At 72.6% G+C, this 19,244-nt stretch carries 13 protein-coding genes; 5 read left to right on the top strand and 8 right to left on the bottom strand.

What is annotated here, in order from left to right; translation table 11 throughout:
- Window positions 1–32: 32 nt before the first annotated feature.
- From PZE19_RS29560 to PZE19_RS29540, 5 genes are all read right to left on the bottom strand, one after another.
- On the bottom strand, window positions 33–1,055 hold the full coding sequence (locus tag PZE19_RS29560) for a phosphotriesterase family protein (protein WP_277864399.1): 1,023 nt from the start codon (window positions 1,053–1,055) through the stop codon (window positions 33–35).
- Window positions 1,056–1,060: 5 nt separating this feature from the next.
- Window positions 1,061–1,981, bottom strand: a complete 921-nt coding sequence (locus PZE19_RS29555) for an LssY C-terminal domain-containing protein (RefSeq protein ID WP_277864398.1) — start codon at window positions 1,979–1,981, stop codon at window positions 1,061–1,063.
- 130 nt (window positions 1,982–2,111) lie between these two features.
- Entirely contained in the window at window positions 2,112–4,259 is a 2,148-nt protein-coding gene (locus PZE19_RS29550) for a HEAT repeat domain-containing protein (protein WP_277864199.1), read from the bottom strand.
- Window positions 4,260–4,516: 257 nt separating this feature from the next.
- Window positions 4,517–5,863 carry a DUF1552 domain-containing protein gene (locus PZE19_RS29545; RefSeq protein WP_277864198.1) on the bottom strand — a complete coding sequence of 449 codons (1,347 nt, stop codon included), beginning with the start codon at window positions 5,861–5,863 and terminating at the stop codon, window positions 4,517–4,519.
- 65 nt (window positions 5,864–5,928) lie between these two features.
- Complete coding sequence (locus PZE19_RS29540; RefSeq protein WP_277864197.1) at window positions 5,929–8,253, bottom strand: DUF1592 domain-containing protein; 2,325 nt, start codon at window positions 8,251–8,253, stop codon at window positions 5,929–5,931.
- 205 nt (window positions 8,254–8,458) lie between these two features.
- Between PZE19_RS29540 and PZE19_RS29535 the strand changes: the two genes are divergently transcribed.
- The 5 genes from PZE19_RS29535 to PZE19_RS29515 all read left to right on the top strand — a co-directional run bounded on the left by PZE19_RS29535 (window position 8,459) and on the right by PZE19_RS29515 (window position 13,820).
- Window positions 8,459–9,172, top strand: a complete 714-nt coding sequence (locus tag PZE19_RS29535; protein ID WP_277864196.1) for an MOSC domain-containing protein — start codon at window positions 8,459–8,461, stop codon at window positions 9,170–9,172.
- A gap of 166 nt (window positions 9,173–9,338) precedes the next feature.
- On the top strand, window positions 9,339–10,973 hold the full coding sequence (locus PZE19_RS29530; protein ID WP_277864195.1) for a TolB-like translocation protein: 1,635 nt from the start codon (window positions 9,339–9,341) through the stop codon (window positions 10,971–10,973).
- A gap of 117 nt (window positions 10,974–11,090) precedes the next feature.
- Complete coding sequence (locus PZE19_RS29525) at window positions 11,091–11,654, top strand: hypothetical protein (protein ID WP_277864194.1); 564 nt, start codon at window positions 11,091–11,093, stop codon at window positions 11,652–11,654.
- Window positions 11,655–11,767: 113 nt separating this feature from the next.
- Window positions 11,768–12,742, top strand: a complete 975-nt coding sequence (locus PZE19_RS29520; protein WP_277864193.1) for a HEAT repeat domain-containing protein — start codon at window positions 11,768–11,770, stop codon at window positions 12,740–12,742.
- Window positions 12,743–12,833: 91 nt separating this feature from the next.
- Complete coding sequence (locus PZE19_RS29515) at window positions 12,834–13,820, top strand: cupin domain-containing protein (RefSeq protein ID WP_277864192.1); 987 nt, start codon at window positions 12,834–12,836, stop codon at window positions 13,818–13,820.
- A gap of 303 nt (window positions 13,821–14,123) precedes the next feature.
- Here PZE19_RS29515 and PZE19_RS29510 read toward each other — a convergent pair whose 3' ends face one another.
- The 3 genes from PZE19_RS29510 to PZE19_RS29500 all read right to left on the bottom strand — a co-directional run bounded on the left by PZE19_RS29510 (window position 14,124) and on the right by PZE19_RS29500 (window position 19,242).
- The gene (locus PZE19_RS29510) at window positions 14,124–16,244 is read right to left on the bottom strand and encodes an alpha/beta hydrolase-fold protein (protein WP_277864191.1); all 2,121 of its coding nucleotides are present in this window, start codon (window positions 16,242–16,244) and stop codon (window positions 14,124–14,126) included.
- Window positions 16,245–16,477: 233 nt separating this feature from the next.
- Complete coding sequence (locus PZE19_RS29505; protein WP_277864190.1) at window positions 16,478–17,698, bottom strand: endo-1,4-beta-xylanase; 1,221 nt, start codon at window positions 17,696–17,698, stop codon at window positions 16,478–16,480.
- Window positions 17,699–17,913: 215 nt separating this feature from the next.
- Window positions 17,914–19,242 carry a hypothetical protein gene (locus PZE19_RS29500; protein ID WP_277864189.1) on the bottom strand — a complete coding sequence of 443 codons (1,329 nt, stop codon included), beginning with the start codon at window positions 19,240–19,242 and terminating at the stop codon, window positions 17,914–17,916.
- Window positions 19,243–19,244 lie beyond the last annotated feature (2 nt).

The following is a 19,244-nucleotide window of genomic DNA, read 5'->3' as shown; positions in this document are numbered from 1 at the left end:
GGAGGCCGCTCGTCGTCGACTCGGCACGCGGTTCAGGCCCGCCGGACCCGGATCGTGAAGGCGGCGCGGGGGTTGTCGACGGTGAGCGTGCGGACGTCGGCCTCGGAGAGCCCCGCCTTGCGGAGGGCCGGGACGAGGTCTTTCCACAGCGTGTCGAACGGCCGGAATTCGCCGCCTCCGGGCTCGCCCACGTGATACCAGCCGGCGTCGTGCGAGAGCAGCACGCGGCCGAGCCGGCCTTTGCCCTTCATCGCGGCGACCAGCTCGACGTGGCGGTCGACCGAGCCGGGCCCGACGCCGTCGAACTCGACCCACGCGCCGCGCGAGGCGGCCTCGGCGTGCAGGGCGGGGTCCGGCTCGGCGTTGGCGTGGACCCAGATGAAGGCCGAGGGGTCGACCCCCTCCTCGCGGAGGACGTCCAGCTCCTGCATCGCGGCCCGGCCGTCGCCGGTGTGCGCGGCGATGGTCAGCCCGCTCGCCAGGTGGACGCGGGCCGCCGCGCGGACGAGCTTGACGCCGACCTCGGGGAGCGGCCCCCCGTCGACGCCGATCTTCTGGAAGCCGGGCCGGATCCCCGTCCCGCCGATCCCGTCGCGCCACTCCGCCAGCCAGCGCGCGGCGAGGGCGTCGGCCGACTCGGTCCGCGCGTGGCCCGGCAGGAACTTCCCGCCCGACGCCGCGTAATACCCCGTGTTGGTCAGGACGTGCAGGCCCGAGGCCTCCGAAAGGCGCCGCAGCAGCGCCGGGTCGCGGGCGAGGAAGGCCGGCGTGCACTCGACGAACGTCCGCACCCCCTGCTCATGAATCCTCTTCAAATACGGCAGCGCGACGGCGAAGACCTCGTCGGCCTTGTAGCGATCGGGCGAGGCGGCGTCGGCCCCGACGAAATCGACCAGGACGTGCTCGTGCGGCAGCGTGACGCCCATGTCCTCGGGCGCGATCGGGCCGAGCACGGTCATGACGCGGCCTTCGGCGACGGCCTGCGCGGGGCTCCGCGAAGCCGTCGCGAGCAGCATCCCGGCCCCGCCGGCGCGCAACGCGTCGCGTCGGGTCATGCGTCTCAAGGCTGCTCATCCTCCGGCGCGGGGGCCGGCAGCGATTCGAGCATCGGCTTGACGACGGACCAGAGCTGTTCCTTGAACCAGATGACGGGCGGGTTGTCGAGCGTGGCCGGCGCCTGGTCTCTGCGGTCGCCGGCGATGAGGACGCCGATGGTCAGCTCGCCGTCGGTGTAATACGCGTCGCCGCCGCCGTTGCGGCCGAACAGGGTCGCGCCCACGCCGGTGACCTGATAGATCTCGCGGAGCCGACCGCGCTCGCGGAGGCCGGCGATCAGGGCGTCGCGCTCGGCGTCGACGTCGGGGCCGATGTGGTGGGTGATCTGGCCGGTGCGGTGGCTCAGGCCGACGCTCCGGTCGAACGTCACGGCCCCGATCCAGAGCGGCACGCCGCCACGGCCCAGCTCGCTCGACTCCCAGAAGCGGACGTGGTGCCGACGCTTGGCGCTCGCGCCGGCGGGCTTCTCGAACGCCAGGTCCTGCTTGCGGCCGAACACGAACAGGGGACTGACCGGCGCGTCGGGATAGGGCTTGCCCCGCAGCACGCTGCCGGCGATCTCCAGGCTGGAGCGGAGCGTCACCGGGTCGGCCGGATCCCACTCCGCGTCGGCCATCGCCAGCACCAGCTCGGCCTTCGTCCCGATCAGGCCCACGTTCAGCGGGTCGCCGGGGATCCCTTGCGCCGTGACCGTCGTCCGCGGCGCCTCGACCATCGCCGGGTGGTGCTCGTAGTGCGTCCAGAAAAACGGCGCGATCAGGTACGCCAGGACCAGCCAGAACACCAACGACGCCGCGAGGATCTTCAGAGCCCGCGTCGACCACCGCCGCGCCCGCGAATGCGGGGGCTTCGCGACGACGACATCGCCCGGCGCGTCGGGCGTCGCCGCCGGCCCTCCCGGATCCTCCGCATGCTCGTCCGTCATCTCGTTCACCGCCAGGTTCGTGGGCGACGTCGTCCCGGACGCACCGAGGCCGTTCCTCTCATCCATCCGCTCACGTCATTCTGGATCGAGCGGGCGCGCCTGTCAAACGACCGGGCGGCGAGAGCGGCCGTCAGGCCTGGCCGGGGGGCTTGGCGGGTTTGATCTGGTCGCAGGCGGCCTTGGCCTGGGTGCGGACCTCGGCGTCGGGGTCTTCGCGGAGGCGTTCGAGGCTGGGGAGGGCGGTCGAGGCGGCGGGGCCGGCGAGGGCGAGGAGCTTGATGGCGAGGAGGCGGACGGCCGGGTGGTCGTGGCCCAGGCGGGCGGCCAGCTCGGGGATGGTGCGGGGGTCGGGCCCTCGGCGTTCGAGGCGCTTGATCATCCGCTCGACGGCCGGGCGGTCCTCCTTCTCGACGGCCATCAGGATGACGTCGGGGGCGAAGTAGGAGGCGGCCGGGCCGAACCGCTGGACGGTCCGCAGGGCGGCCTTGCGGACGACGGACGACTCGTCGCGGAGCGCGCGGGCCAGGCGGGGGCGGACGGCCTCGGCGTCGAGGTCGAGCCCACCGAGCGTCTGGGCGGCGGCCTCGCGGGCCTCGACGCTGGGCGACTCCAGGAGCGCCGCCACCGCCTCGAAGGCCGGCTGCGCGGTGCGGCCCAGCTTGCCGAGCGTCTGCGCGGCGAGGACCTGGAGGCGGGGCGTCGGGCTGCTCAGCAGGGTCGTCAGCGCCGGGACGGCCTCGGCGGCGGAGGGGCCGTGGCCGCCCAGGAAGTCGGCGGCGGCGGCGCGGACGTCGTCGTCGGGGTCGGACAGCTTCGCGATCGCCGGCGGGATGGCGCGGCGGCCGAGCGTCCCCAGGCCGCGGAGGTGTTCGAGGGCCCGGCGCCGGACGGCCGGCGCGGGATCGTCGACCGCGGCCAGGAAGTCGTCGGCGAGCCGGGCGTCGCGCGGGGCCGCCTGGGCGAGCACGTCGACGGCCTTCGCCCGCAGGTCGGCCGAGTCGGCCTTGAGAAGGGCGCGGATCTCGGGGAGCGCCGCGGCGGCCCGCGGGCCGAGATTGCCCAGCGCGGCGAGGCTCGCGGCCGAGACGCCGGGGTCGGGGTCGCGCAGGCCCTTCGAAAGGATCTCGACGGCCCCCGGCGCGAGCGGGCGGAGGCTCCCCAGGGCCAGGATCGCGGCGCGACGGACGCGTGGCGTCGGCGAGTCGACGGCCGCCGTCAAAGCCGGCACGACCGGACGGCCGAGGTGGGCGAGGGCCTCGGCGATCGCCTCGACGGGGCTGTGCTCGTCGGCCAGGGCGCGGAGGAGCCTCGGCGCGGCGTCGGCCCCCATCCGCCCGATCAGGAACGCCGCGCGCCGCGCGACGCCCTCGCCGGGAGCGATCAGCAGCGCCTCCAGCTCGTCGGCCGCCTTCGGCAGGAGCGCGGGCCGCTCGACGAAGCCGTCGACGGCCGCGAGCTGGACCGCCTGGTCGGCGTGGCGGAGGCTCTCCTGGAAGGCCGCCAGGGCGTCGGCCTCGGGGACGGCCGCCTTGAGCTTCGTCAGGGCCCGCAGCGCGGCGGCGCGGACCTCGGGGGCGGCGTCGCGGGCCCGATCGAGCGCGGCGCGGACGGCGCGGGGGTCGGGCGCGGTCGCGTAGCCCAGGGCCTCGACGGCCCCGGAACGGACCTTCGCGTTCTCATCCGAGCATGCGGCGATCAAGGGGTCGACGGCGGCGGGGCCGATCGAGCCCAGCGAGCGGACGGCCTCGGTGCGGATGCGGTCGCTGGGGTCGGCGAGCAGCGGGGACAGGTCGGGGACGGCGGCCGCGGCGTCGGGGCCGATGCGGCCGAAGGCCATGACGACCTCGGCGCGGACGCTCTCCCTGCGCTCCTTCAGGAGCCCGCGGAGCGGCTCGACGGCGGGCTTGCCGATGGCCGCCAGCGCCAGGGCGGAGCGGTAGTCCTGGTGCGACTCCTCGCGGCCCTGGCCGCCGTAATTGGTGCGCAGGGTGTGCACCAGGGCGTCCACGGCCGGCGCGGCGTCGGGGCCGAGGCTGGTCACGGCGTCGAGCACGGAGAGGCGGACCTGGCCGTCCTTCTCGGTCATCAGGCGGTCGATCAGGCCCGGCAGCGCCGCGATGCGGGCGTCGCGAGGCCCCGAGCGGATCGCCGCCGCGGCGGAGCGGCGGAGTTCGACGTCCTCCGACTTCAGGTCGTCGACGGCGCCGGCGAGGGCGGCCGACGCGAACGCCCAGCCGCCCATCGCGATCATCGCCCGGATCGATTCCCGGATGCTCATGTCGGGCTTCCTGATCTTCGAGGAGTCGCCGCCAAGGGTCCTTCTCCCCCCGGGGAGAAGGCGGCCGGAGGCCGGATGAGGGTCGTCGGGGCGGGGAGGGGGTGTGAGTCGCGGGGTGGATCAGCGGCCGAGAGGCGGCCCGATCCGGAGGATGGCGAGGGAGGCCGGAATCCGAGGGCTTCCCGGCTCGTCTCCCCCTCATCCGGCCCTTGGGCCACCTTCCCCCGCGAGGGGGGAAGGCCGTTCGGGGCCGGGTTTCAGACGGCCAGGTCGGAGAGCGACTCGGTGCTGTCGCCGAACTGGTCGATGGGGACGCCGGCCTGCTGGAGCATGGTGAGCAGGACGTTGGCCATGGGGGTCTCCGCGCGGCAGCGGTGGTGGCGGCCGCCGCGGAGGGCGCCGCCCCCCTTGCCGACGAGGACGACGGGCAGGTTGACGTGGTCGTGGCGGTCGCCGTCGGCGATGCCGCTGCCGTAGAGGACCATCGAGTTGTCCAGCAGCGTCGAGCCGTCGGCCTCCTCGATCGTCGTCATCTTCTCGACCATGTAGGCGAGGATCGAGACGTGGTAGCGGTCGATCGCGCGCAGCTTCCGGTTCTTCTCGGGGTCGTTGCCGTGGTGCGACAGCTCGTGGTGGCCGTCGGTGAAGCCGAGCCAGGGGTAGTTCCGGTCCGAGGCTTCCTTGGTCAGCATGAAGGTCGACACGCGGGTGGCGTCCGTCTGGAAGGCCAGGACCATCAGGTCGCACATCAGCCGCAGGTGCTCGTCGAAGTCCTCGGGGACGCCGGCCGGGCGGGCGAAGTCGCCGGGGAGGTCGGCGGCGGACGCGGCCGACTGCTGGATCCGCCGCTCGACCTCGCGGACGCCGGTCAGGTACTGGTCGAGCTTGCGGCGGTCGTTCGACGAGACGGCGCGGCGGACGCGGTCGGCGTCGTCGCGGACGTAGTCGATCAGGCTCTTGCGGTAGAAGTCGCGGTCGGCCACGGTCGCCTGCGTCAGGCTGTTGGTCCCCTTCGTGAACAGGCGGTCGAAGACGACCTTGGGGTTCAGCTCGTAGGGGGCCGGCGAGGTCGGGTTGCGCCACGAGATGTGGGTCTTGTAGGCCCCGCTGTAGCCGAAGGCGTTGCCCGAGCGGGGCGACTCGCAGCCCAGCTCCAGGCTGGGGAAGCGGGTGGCCGAGCCGACGTGGCGGGCGTAGAGCTGGTCGACCGAGACGTCGACGCGGACGGCGTCCTGCGACTTGGCCGCCTGCGCGCCGGTGAGGAAGCTGGCCGCCCCCTGGCCGTGGCCGCAGCCCTCGGTGTCGCCGTTGGTCGACGCCGTGTTGTGGATCAGGCCGTGGAAGGTGGAGAGCGACTCCCGCGCGAACGCCAGGGGTTCGAGCGTCGGCGGCAGGTCGACGATCGCCCCCTCGTGGTCGGGGAACCAGGCCGGCAGGTGGACGCCGTTGGGGACGTACCAGCAGCACATCCGCACGGGGGGCTTGCCCGCGTCGGCCCTCACCGCGCCGGCGGCGCGGGCGAACGGGGCCAGGCTCTCCATCCAGGGCAGGGCGAGGGCCGCCCCCAGTCCGCGGAGCGTGGCGCGTCGGCTGAGATTCGTCATCCGATCCTCCTCACAGGCGTCGACGTTTCGATGCGGGGATGCGGCGGCGGGAGAGGAGGTCCCGTTCAGGGGGCGACGCCGCGGTTCTGGAAGGCCGGGCTCTCCACGATCCCGAGGACGGCGTTGCGGATCCGCCAGCCGTCGCCGGCCAGGCGCGAGCGGACGTCCTCGATCGTGCAGAAATCGGCGGGCTCCAGGCCCCGCCCCAGGGCATAGGTTAGCATATTCTTGATCAGGCACTGCGCGAATTTCTTCGAGGCCGTCGAGCGGAGCACGTTCTTCAGCCCGCCGACGTCCGAGAAGGCGCGGCCGCCGGACAGCTCGCCCGAGGCGTCGACCGGGGCCTCGCCGTCGCTGGCCCGCCAGCGGCCGACGGCGTCGTAGTTCTCCAGGGCGAACCCCAGGGCGTCCATCTGCTGGTGGCACGACGCGCACTGGGGGTCGGCCCGGTGCCGCTCCATCCGCTCGCGGAGCGAGACCGCGTCGCCCGCGTGCTTGTCGTCGTCCAGCTTGGGGACGTCCGGCGGCGGCGGCGGGGGCGGCGTGCCCAGGAGCTGCTGGAGGATGAACTGGCCGCGCTTCACGGGCGAGGTCCGGTTGGGGTTCGACGTCAGGGTCAGCACGCTCGCCTGCGTCAGCACGCCGCCGCGGCGGCCGTCGGTCAGGACGACCCGCCGGAAGCCCTCGCCCTCGACGCCTTCCATCCCGTAATGCTTCGCCAGCGCGGGGTTCACGAATGTGTAATCGGCGTCCAGCAGCTCGAGGATGCTGCGATTCTCGCGCAGGACGTGAGCGAAGGTCCGCTCGGTCTCCTCGCGCATCGCGGCCCGCAGCGTCTCGTCGAAGCCGGGGAAGCGGTCGGGGTCGGGGGCGACGCCCTCCAGGCGGCGGAGCTGGAGCCACTGGCCGGCGAAGTTGGCGACGAAGGCGGCCGACTTGGGGTCGTCGAGCATCCGGGCGACCTGTTCGCGGAGGTTCGCCCGCAGGGACCCCGCGCGGGCCTGCTCGAACAGGTCCGCGTCGGGCATGCTGCTCCACAGGAAGTACGACAGGCGGCTCGCCAACTCGAATTCGTCGAGCGGCCGATCGACGCCGGGCGAGCCCGCGTCGGGCTCGACCAGGTAGAGGAAGCGCGGCGAGGCGAGGATCGACGTCAAGGCGACCTGCACGGCGCGTTCGAAGCTCTCGCCGCGGTCGTCGGCCAGGCGGAAGACGGCCATGACGCGGTCGACCTCGTCGGCGGGCGTGGGCCGGCGGAACGCGGCGTCGGCGAACCGCGCGATCACGCGGCGGGCGGCGTCGAGCCGGGCGGCGTCGCCGAGGTCGGGCGCGGCGAAGAGGATGCGGCGGTGCGACTCGGGCAGGCCCGCCTCGTCGACGACGACCGGCCCGCGGACGACCATCGAGTCGACGTGCAGGCCGCGGTCGCCGCCGTAGCGCTGGTCGCCGCCGGCGGCCGCGCCGACCTGCTTGGGGGCGACGACGTTCTCGCTCTCGGCCTGTCCCGGGGCGAGCGTGACGAAGGCCGACTTGTCGCCGTCGACGACGGTCAGCCAGTAGCGGTAGACGACCGTCTCGTCCTGCACGCTGGCGGCGTCGACGGTGCGGCGGTCCTTGCCCAGGCCGACCACCAGCTTCGGGGGCGTGACCGACTCTTCCACGCCGACGCGGACGAGGCTGAAGTCGACCATGTAGCGGCCGGGCTTGAGCGCGTGGGCGAACTCGACGGGCTTGTCGGGGGGGAGCCGGTACGTCTGCAGGCCGATCAGCTCGACGGGGGGGAAGCCGGCGACGTCCGGGGGCCGGATCGCGGCGGCCAGGGCGGCCTCGGCGGCGTCGAGGTACTTCTCGACCAGCACGGGCGAGACGTTGAGCGCCGAGCCCACGTTGTCGAAGCCGAAGCCGACGTCGTCGGCCGGGAAGAGGGTCGCGGCCAGCTTCAGGTCGAGCCCCAGCAGGTCGCGGATCGTGGCGTCGTACTCCTGGCGGTTCAGGCGGCGGATCACGACGGGGGCCGGGGGCCGGCCCTGGCCGCACTGGGCGGCGAGGTAGTCGTGCTCGATCCAGCCGGTGACGGTTTCGATCTCGGCGAGGGTCGGCCGCGGCTTGTTGGGGGGCGGCATCGTCCCGCCGTCGAGCGCGTCGAGCACGCGGAGCCAGGTCTTGCCGTCCTTCAGCGCGGCGGCCTGGTCGTCGTAGCGGTCGAGGGCCAGGCCGGCCTTCGCGTCCCCCTCCATGTGGCAGTTGATGCAGTACCGCTCCAGGAGCGGCAGCACCCGGCGCGCGTAGGCGTCGTCGCCGTCGGGCTCGCCGGCGGACGCGGTCCCGGCGGCGAGCGAGCAGGCGAGGCCGACGCCCTGGACGACGCGAAGGATTCTCGGCATGGTCATAAGCGGCGGTCGTCTCTGGTAGGCGCGTCGCTCCCTTCGGGTTCCCCCCGAACAAGGGTAAGAGCGTCGTCGGACGCGTTCAAGTCCAAGAATTCGTGGAAACCTGAACCGGTATTCATGCGAGGGCGGCCGACCGGCCGAACTTGCCCCGGCGCGGGGCGTCTGGTAATCCTCGGATCGTCCGGACTTCAACGGGGGTGACGCGATGGCGACGGCGGTTCTCTCCTCCATCCAGGTGGGGCGTCCTCGAGACCTGGGGGCCGAGGGGGCGGCCGACCCGATGGATCGGCCCTGGGTCAGCGGGTTCTGGAAGGAGCCCGCAGTCGGCCCGGTCGCGCTGCGGAGCACGAACCTCGACGGCGACGGCCAGGCCGACCTGGAGAACCACGGCGGCGTGGACAAGGCCGTCTGCTGCTACCCGGCGGCCCACTACCCGGACTGGCGTCGCGAGCTGGGCCTGCCCGACATGGCCTTCGGCGCGTTCGGCGAGAACTTCACGATCGCGGGATTGGCCGAGGGCGACGTCTGCATCGGCGACGTCTTCCGCGTGGGCGAGGCCGTCGTCCAGGTCTCGCAGCCCCGCCAGCCCTGCTGGAAGCTCGCCCGCCGCTGGAAGATCAAGACGCTGACCCTGCTCGTCCAGGACTCCGGCCGCACCGGCTGGTACTTCCGCGTCGTGACCGAGGGCCTCGTCGCCGCGGGCTCTCCCCTCGTCCTCGTCGAACGGCCCCACCCCGACTGGTCGATCGCGCGGGCCAACACGATCATGCACCACGACAAGGCCGACCGCGCCGGGGCCGCGGACCTGGCGGCTCTCCCCGCGCTCTCGGCGAGCTGGAAGGCGACGCTCGGGAATCGCCTGGCGAAGGGCGTCGAGCCCGACGTCGCGCGGCGGCTGGAGGGTCGGCGGGGGACCTGACCGTTGGACGGTCGCGATCCGGTCGTTACGATCGTGCGAGCGGCCCACGCGACGAATCCGTCGCGAGGAGGAGTCGCGTCGCCGCGGGCCTCTCCCCGGGCCTCCGGATCGGCCCGCGCACGCTTCCGTCTCGACGATCAGCCCCGCCCGAACCCGAGAGGCCACGATGAACCGACGCCGCCCGACCCCGGCCGCCTGGGCCTGCGCCTGCCTGCTCCTCGCCGCCGCCCCGCCGGCCCCGGCCCAGCAAGCCGGGCCGGCGCCCGACGTCGCCGCGATCGCCGCGGCCGGTAGGGCCACGGCCGCGCGGATGCAGAAGGAGGCGTGCATTTGGAAGGCGACGACCTACCTGCAAGGCGGGGTCGAGGTGCTGGTCGAGGTCCTGGCGACCCCCGCCCGGAGGCGGACGACGCTCTCGATGGCGGCCCAGGGGCGGCGGTCCGAGATGATCCGCATCATCGAACGCGACGGGGTGTGGTACGCGGCCGAGGGCAAGAAGGCCGGGAAATACCGGCCGTATGAGGCCCCGTTCGAGCTGGGGACGGCCTACCACTTCCTCACCTTGTCCCAGCCGCACGTCATCCCCGACGCCGAGGACGTCGGCCTCGACGTCTACGAGGGGACCAAGGACGGGATCGCGACTTATCGCACGCCGCTCGCCGAGCACCAGAAGCAGCAGGCCCGCCAGATGCTCGCCGCATTCGATCAGGTGGAGAAGCAGACTCCGAAGGCCCTCACCCCCGAGGTTCGCCGGACTATCGACGAGATCCGCGCCGCGCTGGAGCGGGGCGTCGCCGTGAAGGTCGACCTCGCCGCCGGGATGCTGGTCCAGTTCGGGGCCGCCGACAAGCGGACGGAGATCCGGGAGTTCCGCTGGATCGACCGCGAGGATCCCGAAGCCTTCCGCGTCGAAGGGAAGTCCTGGGAGGATTTCACGAGCGACCCGACCGAGGGCGATCGGGCCGAGCTTGCCGTGCTCGGCCACGCCGGGACCTGGCGCCCGGGCATGAAGGGATCGGACACCGACGGCCGGCTGCTCGATCTCAGCACGGGGCGATTCCGCCGCATCCCCTTCGAGGGGTCGACCTCCATCCCGGGGTGCTTCCTGAAGGGCCGGACCCGCGTGGCCGTCTCGAGCGTCGACCCCTTCGAAGGCACGGTCGGCCTGTACGAGATCGACCTGAAGTCGGGCGCCAACCGCCGCCTGGGGGGTGAGTTGCTGGCCATCGGGATCACGATGCAGCCCGCCCTCTCACCCGACGGCGAGACGCTCGTCGCGCTGCACAGGGGGCCGACGGAGCGCGTGCTGGATCAGCAGGCGGTCCTCGTGGACGTCGCGTCGGGCGAGTCCCGGCCCCTGGGCCGGGCCCGAGACCAGGCCTTCTTCTCCTGGCTGCCCGAAGGCCGGGGCTTCGTCTTCCTCTCCCGCGAATCGGCCGACCCGGACGACCTGCAATCCGCGCGGACCCCGTGGATCTGCCGGATGGACATGGAGGGGAAGGTCGAGAGGATCCGCCAGGGGAACTTCCCGGTCCTCCTCGACGGCCGGACGATCCTGTTCCGGGACGACGCGGCGAAGGCCTGGCGGACGTGCGGCCTCGACGGCGGCGACCCCAAGCCCTACGCCGGCGGCCTGCCCGACTACAACTTCCCGTCGCTCGGGCCCGACGGGAAGCGGCTCCTGATGATGCGATTCCGCCAGGGGGCCGCCCCCGAGCCGACCATCCTGCCGCTCGGGTCCGACGCCGGAAAACCCGCCGTCTCGGCCCCCGGCCTGTGGGCGAGCCCGGCCTGGCGCTGAGGCGGGCTCCGGCCCGATCGTGCCATTCGCGGGCCGTCGGCGGTAGAATGTCGCTGTCGAATCGATCGCCCGGAACGGGTCCGCCGCGAAACCTCCCCCGCCGAAGCACCTACCCCCATGACGACCACGCCGAACGAAGGGGCCCCGCCCCGCTCCTGGAAGCCCGAGGATCCCGAGTCGACGCCCCGGCCCCGCCTCGATCGGGCGGTCGGTCGCGGCGAGGTCCGCTATTCGGGACGGCGGTTCGTGATCGGCGGGCTGATCACGATCACGCTCTTCTGGATCGGGCTGTTCGCGATCCTGCGGCCGGGCCTCGTCGGCTACAAACAGCGGTCCGAGTTCGGCCGCCGCGAGGTCGCGCCCGCGGTCTTCGGGATGCTGAAGGTGCAGCCCCCCGGCGTCGACCCCCGCGCCTGGGACGACGCCGTCCGCGCCGCGCACGGCCTGCTGGCGACGGCCACCGATTCCGGCTCGATGTCGATCGAGACGCTGACGGCCCTCCGCGACAAGGTGCAAGCCGCCGCCGCGCGGGCCCAGGCCCGCCCCGAGGCGGCCCTCGCCGAGCTGGCCGCCCTCTGGGACGACGTCGCGGCCGACGCCCAGAAGTTCCGCCGCCCCGGCGAGCCCGACCTCGACCGCCGCCACGCCCGGCCGTCGATCCTTCCGCCGGCGAAGGGCTGACGGGCTGGACGATCGCGGCCGACGCGCCTATCGTGCGAGTGACCGACCTCCAACGGCGGCTCCCCGACGGCCGCGATTCCTCGCGCCTCCACGGCGCGCGTCGGACCCATCGAATGCCTGAAAGCGAGACGGACGCACGTCGGGAGCTGGACGCGAGGCTGGCCGTCGAGGTCGAGCTCCTGGCGGGCGACGACCTGGCCTGGTGGCGGGCCCATCGCGTCGAGCCGTTCGTCATCGAACGTTTCGGTGCGACTCATCTCGCGGTCGCGACGGGCGAGGGCTTCACGCTCGTGTATTTCCATGGGTTCGCATCGTTCGGCGAGTTCTCGCCCGAGCCCTGGAACGACGGCCTGCGAATCTACGACGACCTGGCGCACGCCGTCCGGAGCCTCGCGGCGCGGGAAGCGACGAGCCGCCTGCTGGCCGAGACGGCGGCGCGGCTGGTGGTCCTCGGCGCCTACGAGCGGGGCGGCCCGGAGACGAAGGATCGCATCCTGCGGTTCCTGGCGGCGATCGGCCCCGACGCGGCCGTCGCGGTCCCGATGCTGGCGGCGATCCTGGACGACCGGACCGGCCAGGATCAAGAGTCGGCCGTGGCGACCCTCGCCGCGATCGGCCCCGCGGCCGCGCCGGCGGTCCCGCGGCTGATCGCGATGGCGAAGGACGACGAGGCGAACGCGAGGGCCTTCTGCCTGCACGCTTTCGCCGCGATCGGACCGCCGGCCGCGGCGGCGGTCCCGCTGCTCCTCGACGTCCTGAACCGGCGCGTCGCCCACGACCCCGACCCGTTCTACGTCTCCCTGGCCGCCGACGCGCTGGGGGCCGTCGGCGCGATCGAGGCCGTCCCCGACCTCGTCCGGCTGCTCGATGAGACCGACGACCCCGTCGCGGCCGAATCCGCCCTCGCGGCCCTCGGCAAGCTCGGCCGCGCCGCGGCGGAGGCCCTCCCGGTCATCCGCGAATGGGCCGAAGGCCGCCGGTCCGTCGGGCTGGGCGGGCACGGCGCCGACCCGCGCGACGCCGCGGTCGAGGCCCTGCGCATCCTGCAACGTCCCGGGACGCCCCCTGGCGGGGCGAGGCCGTTATAATGGGGCGAGGGGCCGAGGTCCGCATCCTCGGCTCGTATCCGTCGGCGGTCGCGGGGACGGCCGCCGCGACTCTCAAAGGGGGGGAAGATCCATGACCAGGACGCTCCAGGACGAGGCCCGGGCCGAGGCGACGTCGGCCCGATGGACCGAGGACGCCGAGTACTTCGAGTACAGCAAGGCGGCCAACCCGATCGGCTCGGGGCTGACCCCCAAAATCCCACTGGCCGATTTCCCGGGGCGGATCCACCAGGAGGGCCCGACGCGGATCGTCCCGTTCGACCTGAGCGAGTCGCTGCAGTGCCCGGGCCCGGCCTCCAGCCCGGCGCTCTGCGCCAACTTCATCCGGATCCTGGCGGGCGAATCGATCGCGACGACGCCCGAGGCGACGTCCGAGGTGTATTACGTCATCCGCGGGCGGGGCCGGACCAGCCTGGCGAGCGGCGAGCTGCCCTGGAAGCAGGGCGACTTCTTCGCGCTCCCCGCCGGCAGCCGGGCCGAGCACCACGCCGACGAGGAGTCGGCCTTCTACTGGGTCCACGACGCACCCTTGCTGACCTACCTGGGGGTCAAGCCCGGCGAGCCCCGGTTCGAGCCGACCCTCTACCCGCGCGAGGAGGCCGTCGCCCGGCTGGCCGAGGTCGAGGCCGACCCCGCGGCGGCCAAGCGGAGCCGCGTCAGCATCCTGCTGGCCAACCGCAACTTCGGCCAGACGCGGACCATCACCCACGTCATCTGGACGATGTTCGGCGTGCTGCCGGTGGGCTCGATCCAGCTCCCGCACCGCCACGAGTCGGTCGCGCTCGACTTCATCATCGACTGCCAGCCGGGCTGCTACACCCTGATCGGCCGCGACCTCGACGCCGACGGCAAGATCATCAACCCCAAGCGCGCCGACTGGGCGCCGGGCTCGGCGTTCGTCACCCCCCCGGGCCTCTGGCACGCCCACTTCAACGAGTCGGGGACCCCCGCCTACCTGATCCCCATCCAGGACGCCGGGCTCCACACCTTCCTGCGGACGCTCGGCATCAAGTTCTTCCACGCGAAGAAGGGGACGTCGGACTCGGGCGAGGAGGATTGATCCCCGAGGTTCGACGCGGCCGGCCCCACGGGGGTCGGCCGAATGTCGCACGCGGGGTGCTTTCCTCGATGGGAGGGCCGATCGGGAGCATGGCCGAGGCGGCCGGACGAACGAAACGTCACCTCCCCTTCCAACGCCCGACGACGCGGACGTCCTCGGCCGGGCGGGGAGCCGCCCGGGCCTGTTCGGCACGATCGCGCCCCCGACCGATCCCACCGCCATCGGCGTGACCGCCGTGGCCGCCCGCGACGGCCCTCCGCCGAGACCCCGGCGAAGGGCCCCTCTCACCCCGGCGACGGCCGGTCAGCGGAAGAGGCGCTGAGCGAACAGGTAGAAGTTGTTCTTCCACTCGATCGCGTCGTGGGCGCCGCCGTCCACGTGCCAGACGTGCGGGACGTCCTTCTCCTTCAGGTAGGCGTGGACGCCCTGGCTGATGCGCATCAGGCCGTCCTTGTTGCCGCAGGCGACCCAGAGCAGCTTGAGCTGTTCCCTGGCCCTCGCCGGATCGGGGACCAGCTCCGAAGCGGGTTTCGTGTTGGGCGCCGACGAGAAGCCGCCGATCCAGGCGAACGTGTCGAGGCGGCCGAGGCCGAAGTTCAGCGCCTGGCCGCCCCCCATCGAGAGGCCGGCGACGCCCCGGTGCTCGCGGTCCGCCTGCACCGAGTAGTGCGACTCGACGAACGGGATCACGTCCTCCAGCAGATCCTTCTCGAACGCCGCGAAGGCCGGCGCCGATGCGAAGACGTCCCCCTCCGCCCGGTCGTTCTTCTGGGCGCGGCCGTTGGGCATGACCACGATCATCGGCGCGGCCTTTCCCTCGGCGATCAGGTTGTCGAGGATGAACTCGGGGTGGGCGAAGCGCTGCCATTCCGTCTCGTCGCCGCCGATGCCGTGCAGCAGGTACAACACGGGGTACTTCAGATCGGGCGTGTACCCCGGCGGCGCGTAGACTTGCATCTTGCGCGTCGTGCCGACCGACTTCGAGTCGTAGCCGACCATCTCCAGCTTGCCGTGGGGCACGTCCCTCTCGGCGTCGACGCCGGCGGGCGGGTCGGGGAAGGCGGGGACGTCGTCGGCGTTCAACACGATCGCGCCGCGGCCCGGCGGGCCGGGCCGCCGGGCGGCCGGCGTCTGCGCGGGCGCGGCCGGGACCTGCGCGGCCGATGCGGCGTCCTGGAACAGGAGCGGGGCGAACTCGTGGAGGCAGCGGCGCCACGTCAGCCACTCGTGCGAGGTGCCGGGCGACTCGTAGTAGACGTTCTTGATCCCGGCCTTCTCCAGCGCCTCGTGGTAACCCTTGACGCCGGCGTACATCCGCTCGGGCTCGGCCGTGCCGACGCCCAGCCAGATGAGCCTCATCTTGGAGTTGAACTCGTCGGGTTGGGCCATGACGCCGCCGTGGGCCGTCTTCGGGTCGAAGCCCGCGCCGCCGAATCCTCCGCCGGCGCCGCTGAAGCCGCCCAGGTAGGCGAAGGCGTCCATGTGCTTGAGGCCGATGAGGAACGTCTGCATCCCGCCCATCGAGAGCCCGGCCATCGCCCGGTGCTCGCGGTCGGGGATCGTGCGGTAGGTCGCATCGATCATCGGGATGAGATCCTTGATCATCACGTCCTCGAACGCGCCGAACATGCGGCTAAGATCAAGGCGCGGGGGCGCCCCCTGGGCGGGTGCGGCCGGGGGTGCCGGCCTTCCGGGCTCGGCGGTCGCGGCGGGAGGGGCCGGCGGGCCGAACGAGGGGGGCGCCTCGCCGGGCCGGCGGGCGTAGCCGCGTTCCATCGCCACGAGCATCGGCTTCGCCTTCCCCTCGGCGATCAGGTTGTCCAGGATGAAGGCCATGCGCCCCTGGGCGGGCCAGCCGGTCTCGTCCTCGCCGCCGCCGTGCTGGAGATACAACGCCGGGTACCGCGCATCGCGGCCGGCGTCGTACCCGGGCGGCGTGTAGACGAAGACGCGGCGCCAGGCCTCGGTCGTCTTGGAGTAGTACCAGCGCTCGCGGACCTCGCCGTGCGGCACGTCCTTCGGGAGATAGTAGTCGACGCCCTTCTCCGGGATCTCGATGCCGCTGGCGTCCTTGCCGGTCCCGTAGAACGTCCGGCTCGAAGGGTCGTTGACCTCCGCGCCGCCGATGAACACCCGGTAGTAGTGGAAGCCCGGCGGCTGAGGGTCCGTGGTCGCGGTCCAGAAGCCGTCGTCGCCCTTCGTCCCCGGGTAACGCCGGTTGTCGAAGAAGCCGAAGGCGACCGAGGAGGCATCGGGGGCCTTCATGCGGAACGTCACGCGCCCGTCGGCGTGGACCTTCGGATAGGCCGCCCCCGGGACGTTCGTGGGGGCGGGGACGGGCTCATCGGGCTGCTGGGCCATCGCCGGGGCGAAGGCCGCTAAGAGGGAGAGGGAGAGCAGGAAGACGGAGCGCGCGACGGTCATGAACGGACCTCCGGTGTTTTCACCGCTTCGAGATTCCGGACGGGGACTCCGCCTCGACGGGCCGCGGCGCGTCGCGCCGTGATCGATCCGACCCTTCTGCTCCGCTGAAGCCGGCCCCGGCAGCTCGGCCGTAGGCGGATCGCTCGCGAACCTCGGAGGGTCGCGATCCCCACAGCCGCCGGCGTCGTGACATTAGACCCTCCCGGAGGGGGCTTCGCTACCGGGCCCCCCGCTCATGGACTGGAGAGGACTCCCAGGACGGCCCCGAAGGCGGGCTTGGGCTGATGTCCGCGGTCGAAGAGGAGCGGGTGGTTGGTGCGCCGACCCGCAGGGAAGAAGTTCAGCCAGGACGTCCCGTCGTGAGTGCCCCAGAAGGTGACGCGCGTCGCCACTCCTGGGTGTTTCAGGACGGCCCGGAAGATCCGTTCGTAGAAGCGGGCCTGCGCCTCGGCCACGTCGGGGGGGAGCCCCTCGGTGTAGGGGTCGGCGGCTCCCCGCTCGCGGGCGGCGACGTCCGCCCCCCGGACGCGACGCGGCAGCACGTCCACGTCCAGCTCGGTGACGACGACCTTCACGCCCGCGGCGGCGAGGGCCCCGATCGCCCGTTCGAGCTGATCCGGCGAGTCGGCGTCCTTCAGGACGAAGTGGGCCTGGATGCCGACCGCGTCGAGGCGCGCGCCCGCGGCCTTCAGCTCGCGGACCAGGCGCAGGGTCTTCTCGAGCTTCCCGGGCTCCTCGTCGCCGTAATCGTTGTAGTACAGCTCGGCGTCGGGGTCGGCCTCCCGGGCGAACTCGAACGCCTTGACGACGTAGTCGTCGCCGATCGCGCGGCGCGCCGGCGTGTCGCGCAGGTATTCGCCCGGGCGGTCGCTGATCGCCTCGTTGACCACGTCCCAGCCGACCACCTTCCGCCGGAAGTGCCCCGCGACCGCGTCGATGTGGGCCTTGAGGTTCCTCAGCGCCTCGTCGCGCGGCAGCGGCTTGCCGTCCTCGCCCTCGAACAACCATCGGGGCGACTGACTGTGCCAGCAGAGGGTGTGGCCGACCACCTTCATGCCGTGGGCCTGGGCGAACTCGATGATCCGGTCGGCCGCGTCGAAGCGGAACTGCCCCGGCCGCGGCTGGAGCGATATCGGCTTGAACTCGTTGTCGGCGGTCAGGCTGTCGAACTGCCGCGCGATCAGGTCCGCCATCTTCGGGTCGCCCAGTTGCCGCGACGAGACCGCCGCGCCGATCAGAAAGCGCCCCTTCGCGGCCTGCCGGAGCGTCTCGCCTTCGGGGAGGGCCGTCGCGACGGCCGCCGGGCCCCCGGCCCCGCTCGGCGGCGCTGCGGCGGGGCCGCCCCAGCCGGCGCGAGCGGTCGCGACCGCGGCGGCCGACAGGACCGCGAACGCGAGGGGCGACCACGCGCGGGGACTGAAGGGACGGGACGTGCGGGGCGGGTGAGCGTGCATCGGTGAGCGTCCGCCGGCCTCGGAATCAGCAAAGCCCTGGAGGCGATCGTTCGCCCACGCGAGTCTAACTCGACGGCGCCCGGTCGACAATCGTCATGACGGCTCCTCATCCTACCGCCCGAAGCGGGCTCAAATACGGCACAAGTCGAGCGGGGTCGAGAGGTGATCCAGCGTCCCCCCTCTGCTGATCAGCGCACCAGGCTGGATGTGGCGGCCTACCGACCTCGGTCGCGAGACGTCAGGTCGATGCGGAAATGGTAATAGGATCGACCGGACGGGAAGAGGCAATCGAAGTGGTCGTCCCGTATCGACCCATTCCTCGGGCATGAGAGGGCCAGGCCGGCGTAGGTGGGTTTGACCTCGTCGCTCAAGCGCTTCTCCGCGAGCAGCTCATAGCGCACGCCCTCTGCGTCGGCGGCGCCCCAGACCTGCACGAGCGCGGGCTGGTCGTACGGCATGGCGACGAGGTAATGACGCCCGGCGGTCGACTGGAACATGCGCAGGGTCGACGACGACTGGAACGACATCAGCTCGTTGCGGACGAGCCGCCGCTGCGCGTCCAGGATCGCGTGGCGGTTGAAGGACCCGGGCCGGTGGTTGTTGTCGGTCGACATGTAGAGGACGTGCATGCGCCCCTGCGCGTCGACGTAGGCGTCGCCGCCGTAGTTGTTCTGCACGGTCGGATAGAGGCCGGCTTCCTTGTCGTAGACGGCCACCTCCACGTCGACGGTCGCGTGTTCGGGCCGCCCCAGGTCAGGGATGTTGAACAGGCGCAGCTCGTCCCAGACGTAGTCGGCCTTCCCCTGGCGATGGGGATCCGTCGGGGCGACGCCGGCCGTCTCGATCCGGATGTCGCGCTCCGCGAGCAGGGCCAGGCCGCCGGCGCCGTCCGCGAAGCCGTACATGTAGCAATGGCGGAAGGGCAGGTCCGCGACGATCATCTCCGTCGCCCAGCGTTTCTCGGCCAGCTCGAACCGGGTCCAGGCGAGGTAGCCGGGCGCGTCGCCGCCGCCGTAGACGACGCCGATCTTTCGTCCGGGGGCGTCGACGAAGACGGAACTGTAGCCGTAGTTCCTCCCCCGGCCGAACGGGACGCTCGCACGGTACTCGACGACGGCGCCGCTCGTCCGATCGACGTGCCGTGCGGAGAGCGAGGCCCGCTCTTTCCCGTCGACGGATTCGACGGCCGGGGCCACGACGTAGACCTCCTCGTCGGCGTCGCAGACGACCTGGACGCTGTCGCTGCCGGTCAGCGCCGTGGGGACGGTGAGGAGCCGCTCGGGCCGGCCGTCGCGGATCCGGATCAGGTGGATGACGGCCTGCTTCTCGGCTACTTCCCCCAGATAGGCGACGTACGTCCCGTGCGACGTGCGGCAGATTCGGCTCTGCGTCCCGCCGTGGACGCCCCGTTCGCTCGTCCCCGCGTCGCAGGCGGCGCTCAGGTCCACCAGGTCCGAGATGACGACCGCCGGTTCCTCGGCATGGACCACTACCGCCGAGAGCCAGCACCACAGGATCGCCGCCCCGAAAGTGCGCCTGCACATCA

The organism is Paludisphaera mucosa (assembly GCF_029589435.1).
In the GTDB taxonomy this organism is placed as follows: Bacteria; Planctomycetota; Planctomycetia; order Isosphaerales; family Isosphaeraceae; genus Paludisphaera; species Paludisphaera mucosa.
The sequence above is the reverse complement of the archived record's forward strand: the minus strand, read 5'-3'. Positions and strand labels throughout refer to the sequence as shown.

What these genes read in the sequence shown, in the direction of transcription:
- PZE19_RS29510 (WP_277864191.1), bottom strand. Translation starts at nt 16,244, where the DNA reads ATGACCGTCGCGCGCTCCGTCTTCCTGCTCTCCCTCTCCCTCTTAGCG.
- PZE19_RS29525 (WP_277864194.1), top strand. Translation starts at nt 11,091, where the DNA reads ATGACGACCACGCCGAACGAAGGGGCCCCGCCCCGCTCCTGGAAGCCC.
- PZE19_RS29545 (WP_277864198.1), bottom strand. Translation starts at nt 5,863, where the DNA reads ATGACGAATCTCAGCCGACGCGCCACGCTCCGCGGACTGGGGGCGGCC.
- PZE19_RS29505 (WP_277864190.1), bottom strand. Translation starts at nt 17,698, where the DNA reads ATGCACGCTCACCCGCCCCGCACGTCCCGTCCCTTCAGTCCCCGCGCG.
- PZE19_RS29540 (WP_277864197.1), bottom strand. Translation starts at nt 8,253, where the DNA reads ATGACCATGCCGAGAATCCTTCGCGTCGTCCAGGGCGTCGGCCTCGCC.
- PZE19_RS29550 (WP_277864199.1), bottom strand. Translation starts at nt 4,259, where the DNA reads ATGAGCATCCGGGAATCGATCCGGGCGATGATCGCGATGGGCGGCTGG.
- PZE19_RS29500 (WP_277864189.1), bottom strand. Translation starts at nt 19,242, where the DNA reads ATGTGCAGGCGCACTTTCGGGGCGGCGATCCTGTGGTGCTGGCTCTCG.
- PZE19_RS29515 (WP_277864192.1), top strand. Translation starts at nt 12,834, where the DNA reads ATGACCAGGACGCTCCAGGACGAGGCCCGGGCCGAGGCGACGTCGGCC.
- PZE19_RS29530 (WP_277864195.1), top strand. Translation starts at nt 9,339, where the DNA reads ATGAACCGACGCCGCCCGACCCCGGCCGCCTGGGCCTGCGCCTGCCTG.
- PZE19_RS29535 (WP_277864196.1), top strand. Translation starts at nt 8,459, where the DNA reads ATGGCGACGGCGGTTCTCTCCTCCATCCAGGTGGGGCGTCCTCGAGAC.
- PZE19_RS29520 (WP_277864193.1), top strand. Translation starts at nt 11,768, where the DNA reads ATGCCTGAAAGCGAGACGGACGCACGTCGGGAGCTGGACGCGAGGCTG.
- PZE19_RS29560 (WP_277864399.1), bottom strand. Translation starts at nt 1,055, where the DNA reads ATGACCCGACGCGACGCGTTGCGCGCCGGCGGGGCCGGGATGCTGCTC.
- PZE19_RS29555 (WP_277864398.1), bottom strand. Translation starts at nt 1,981, where the DNA reads ATGACGGACGAGCATGCGGAGGATCCGGGAGGGCCGGCGGCGACGCCC.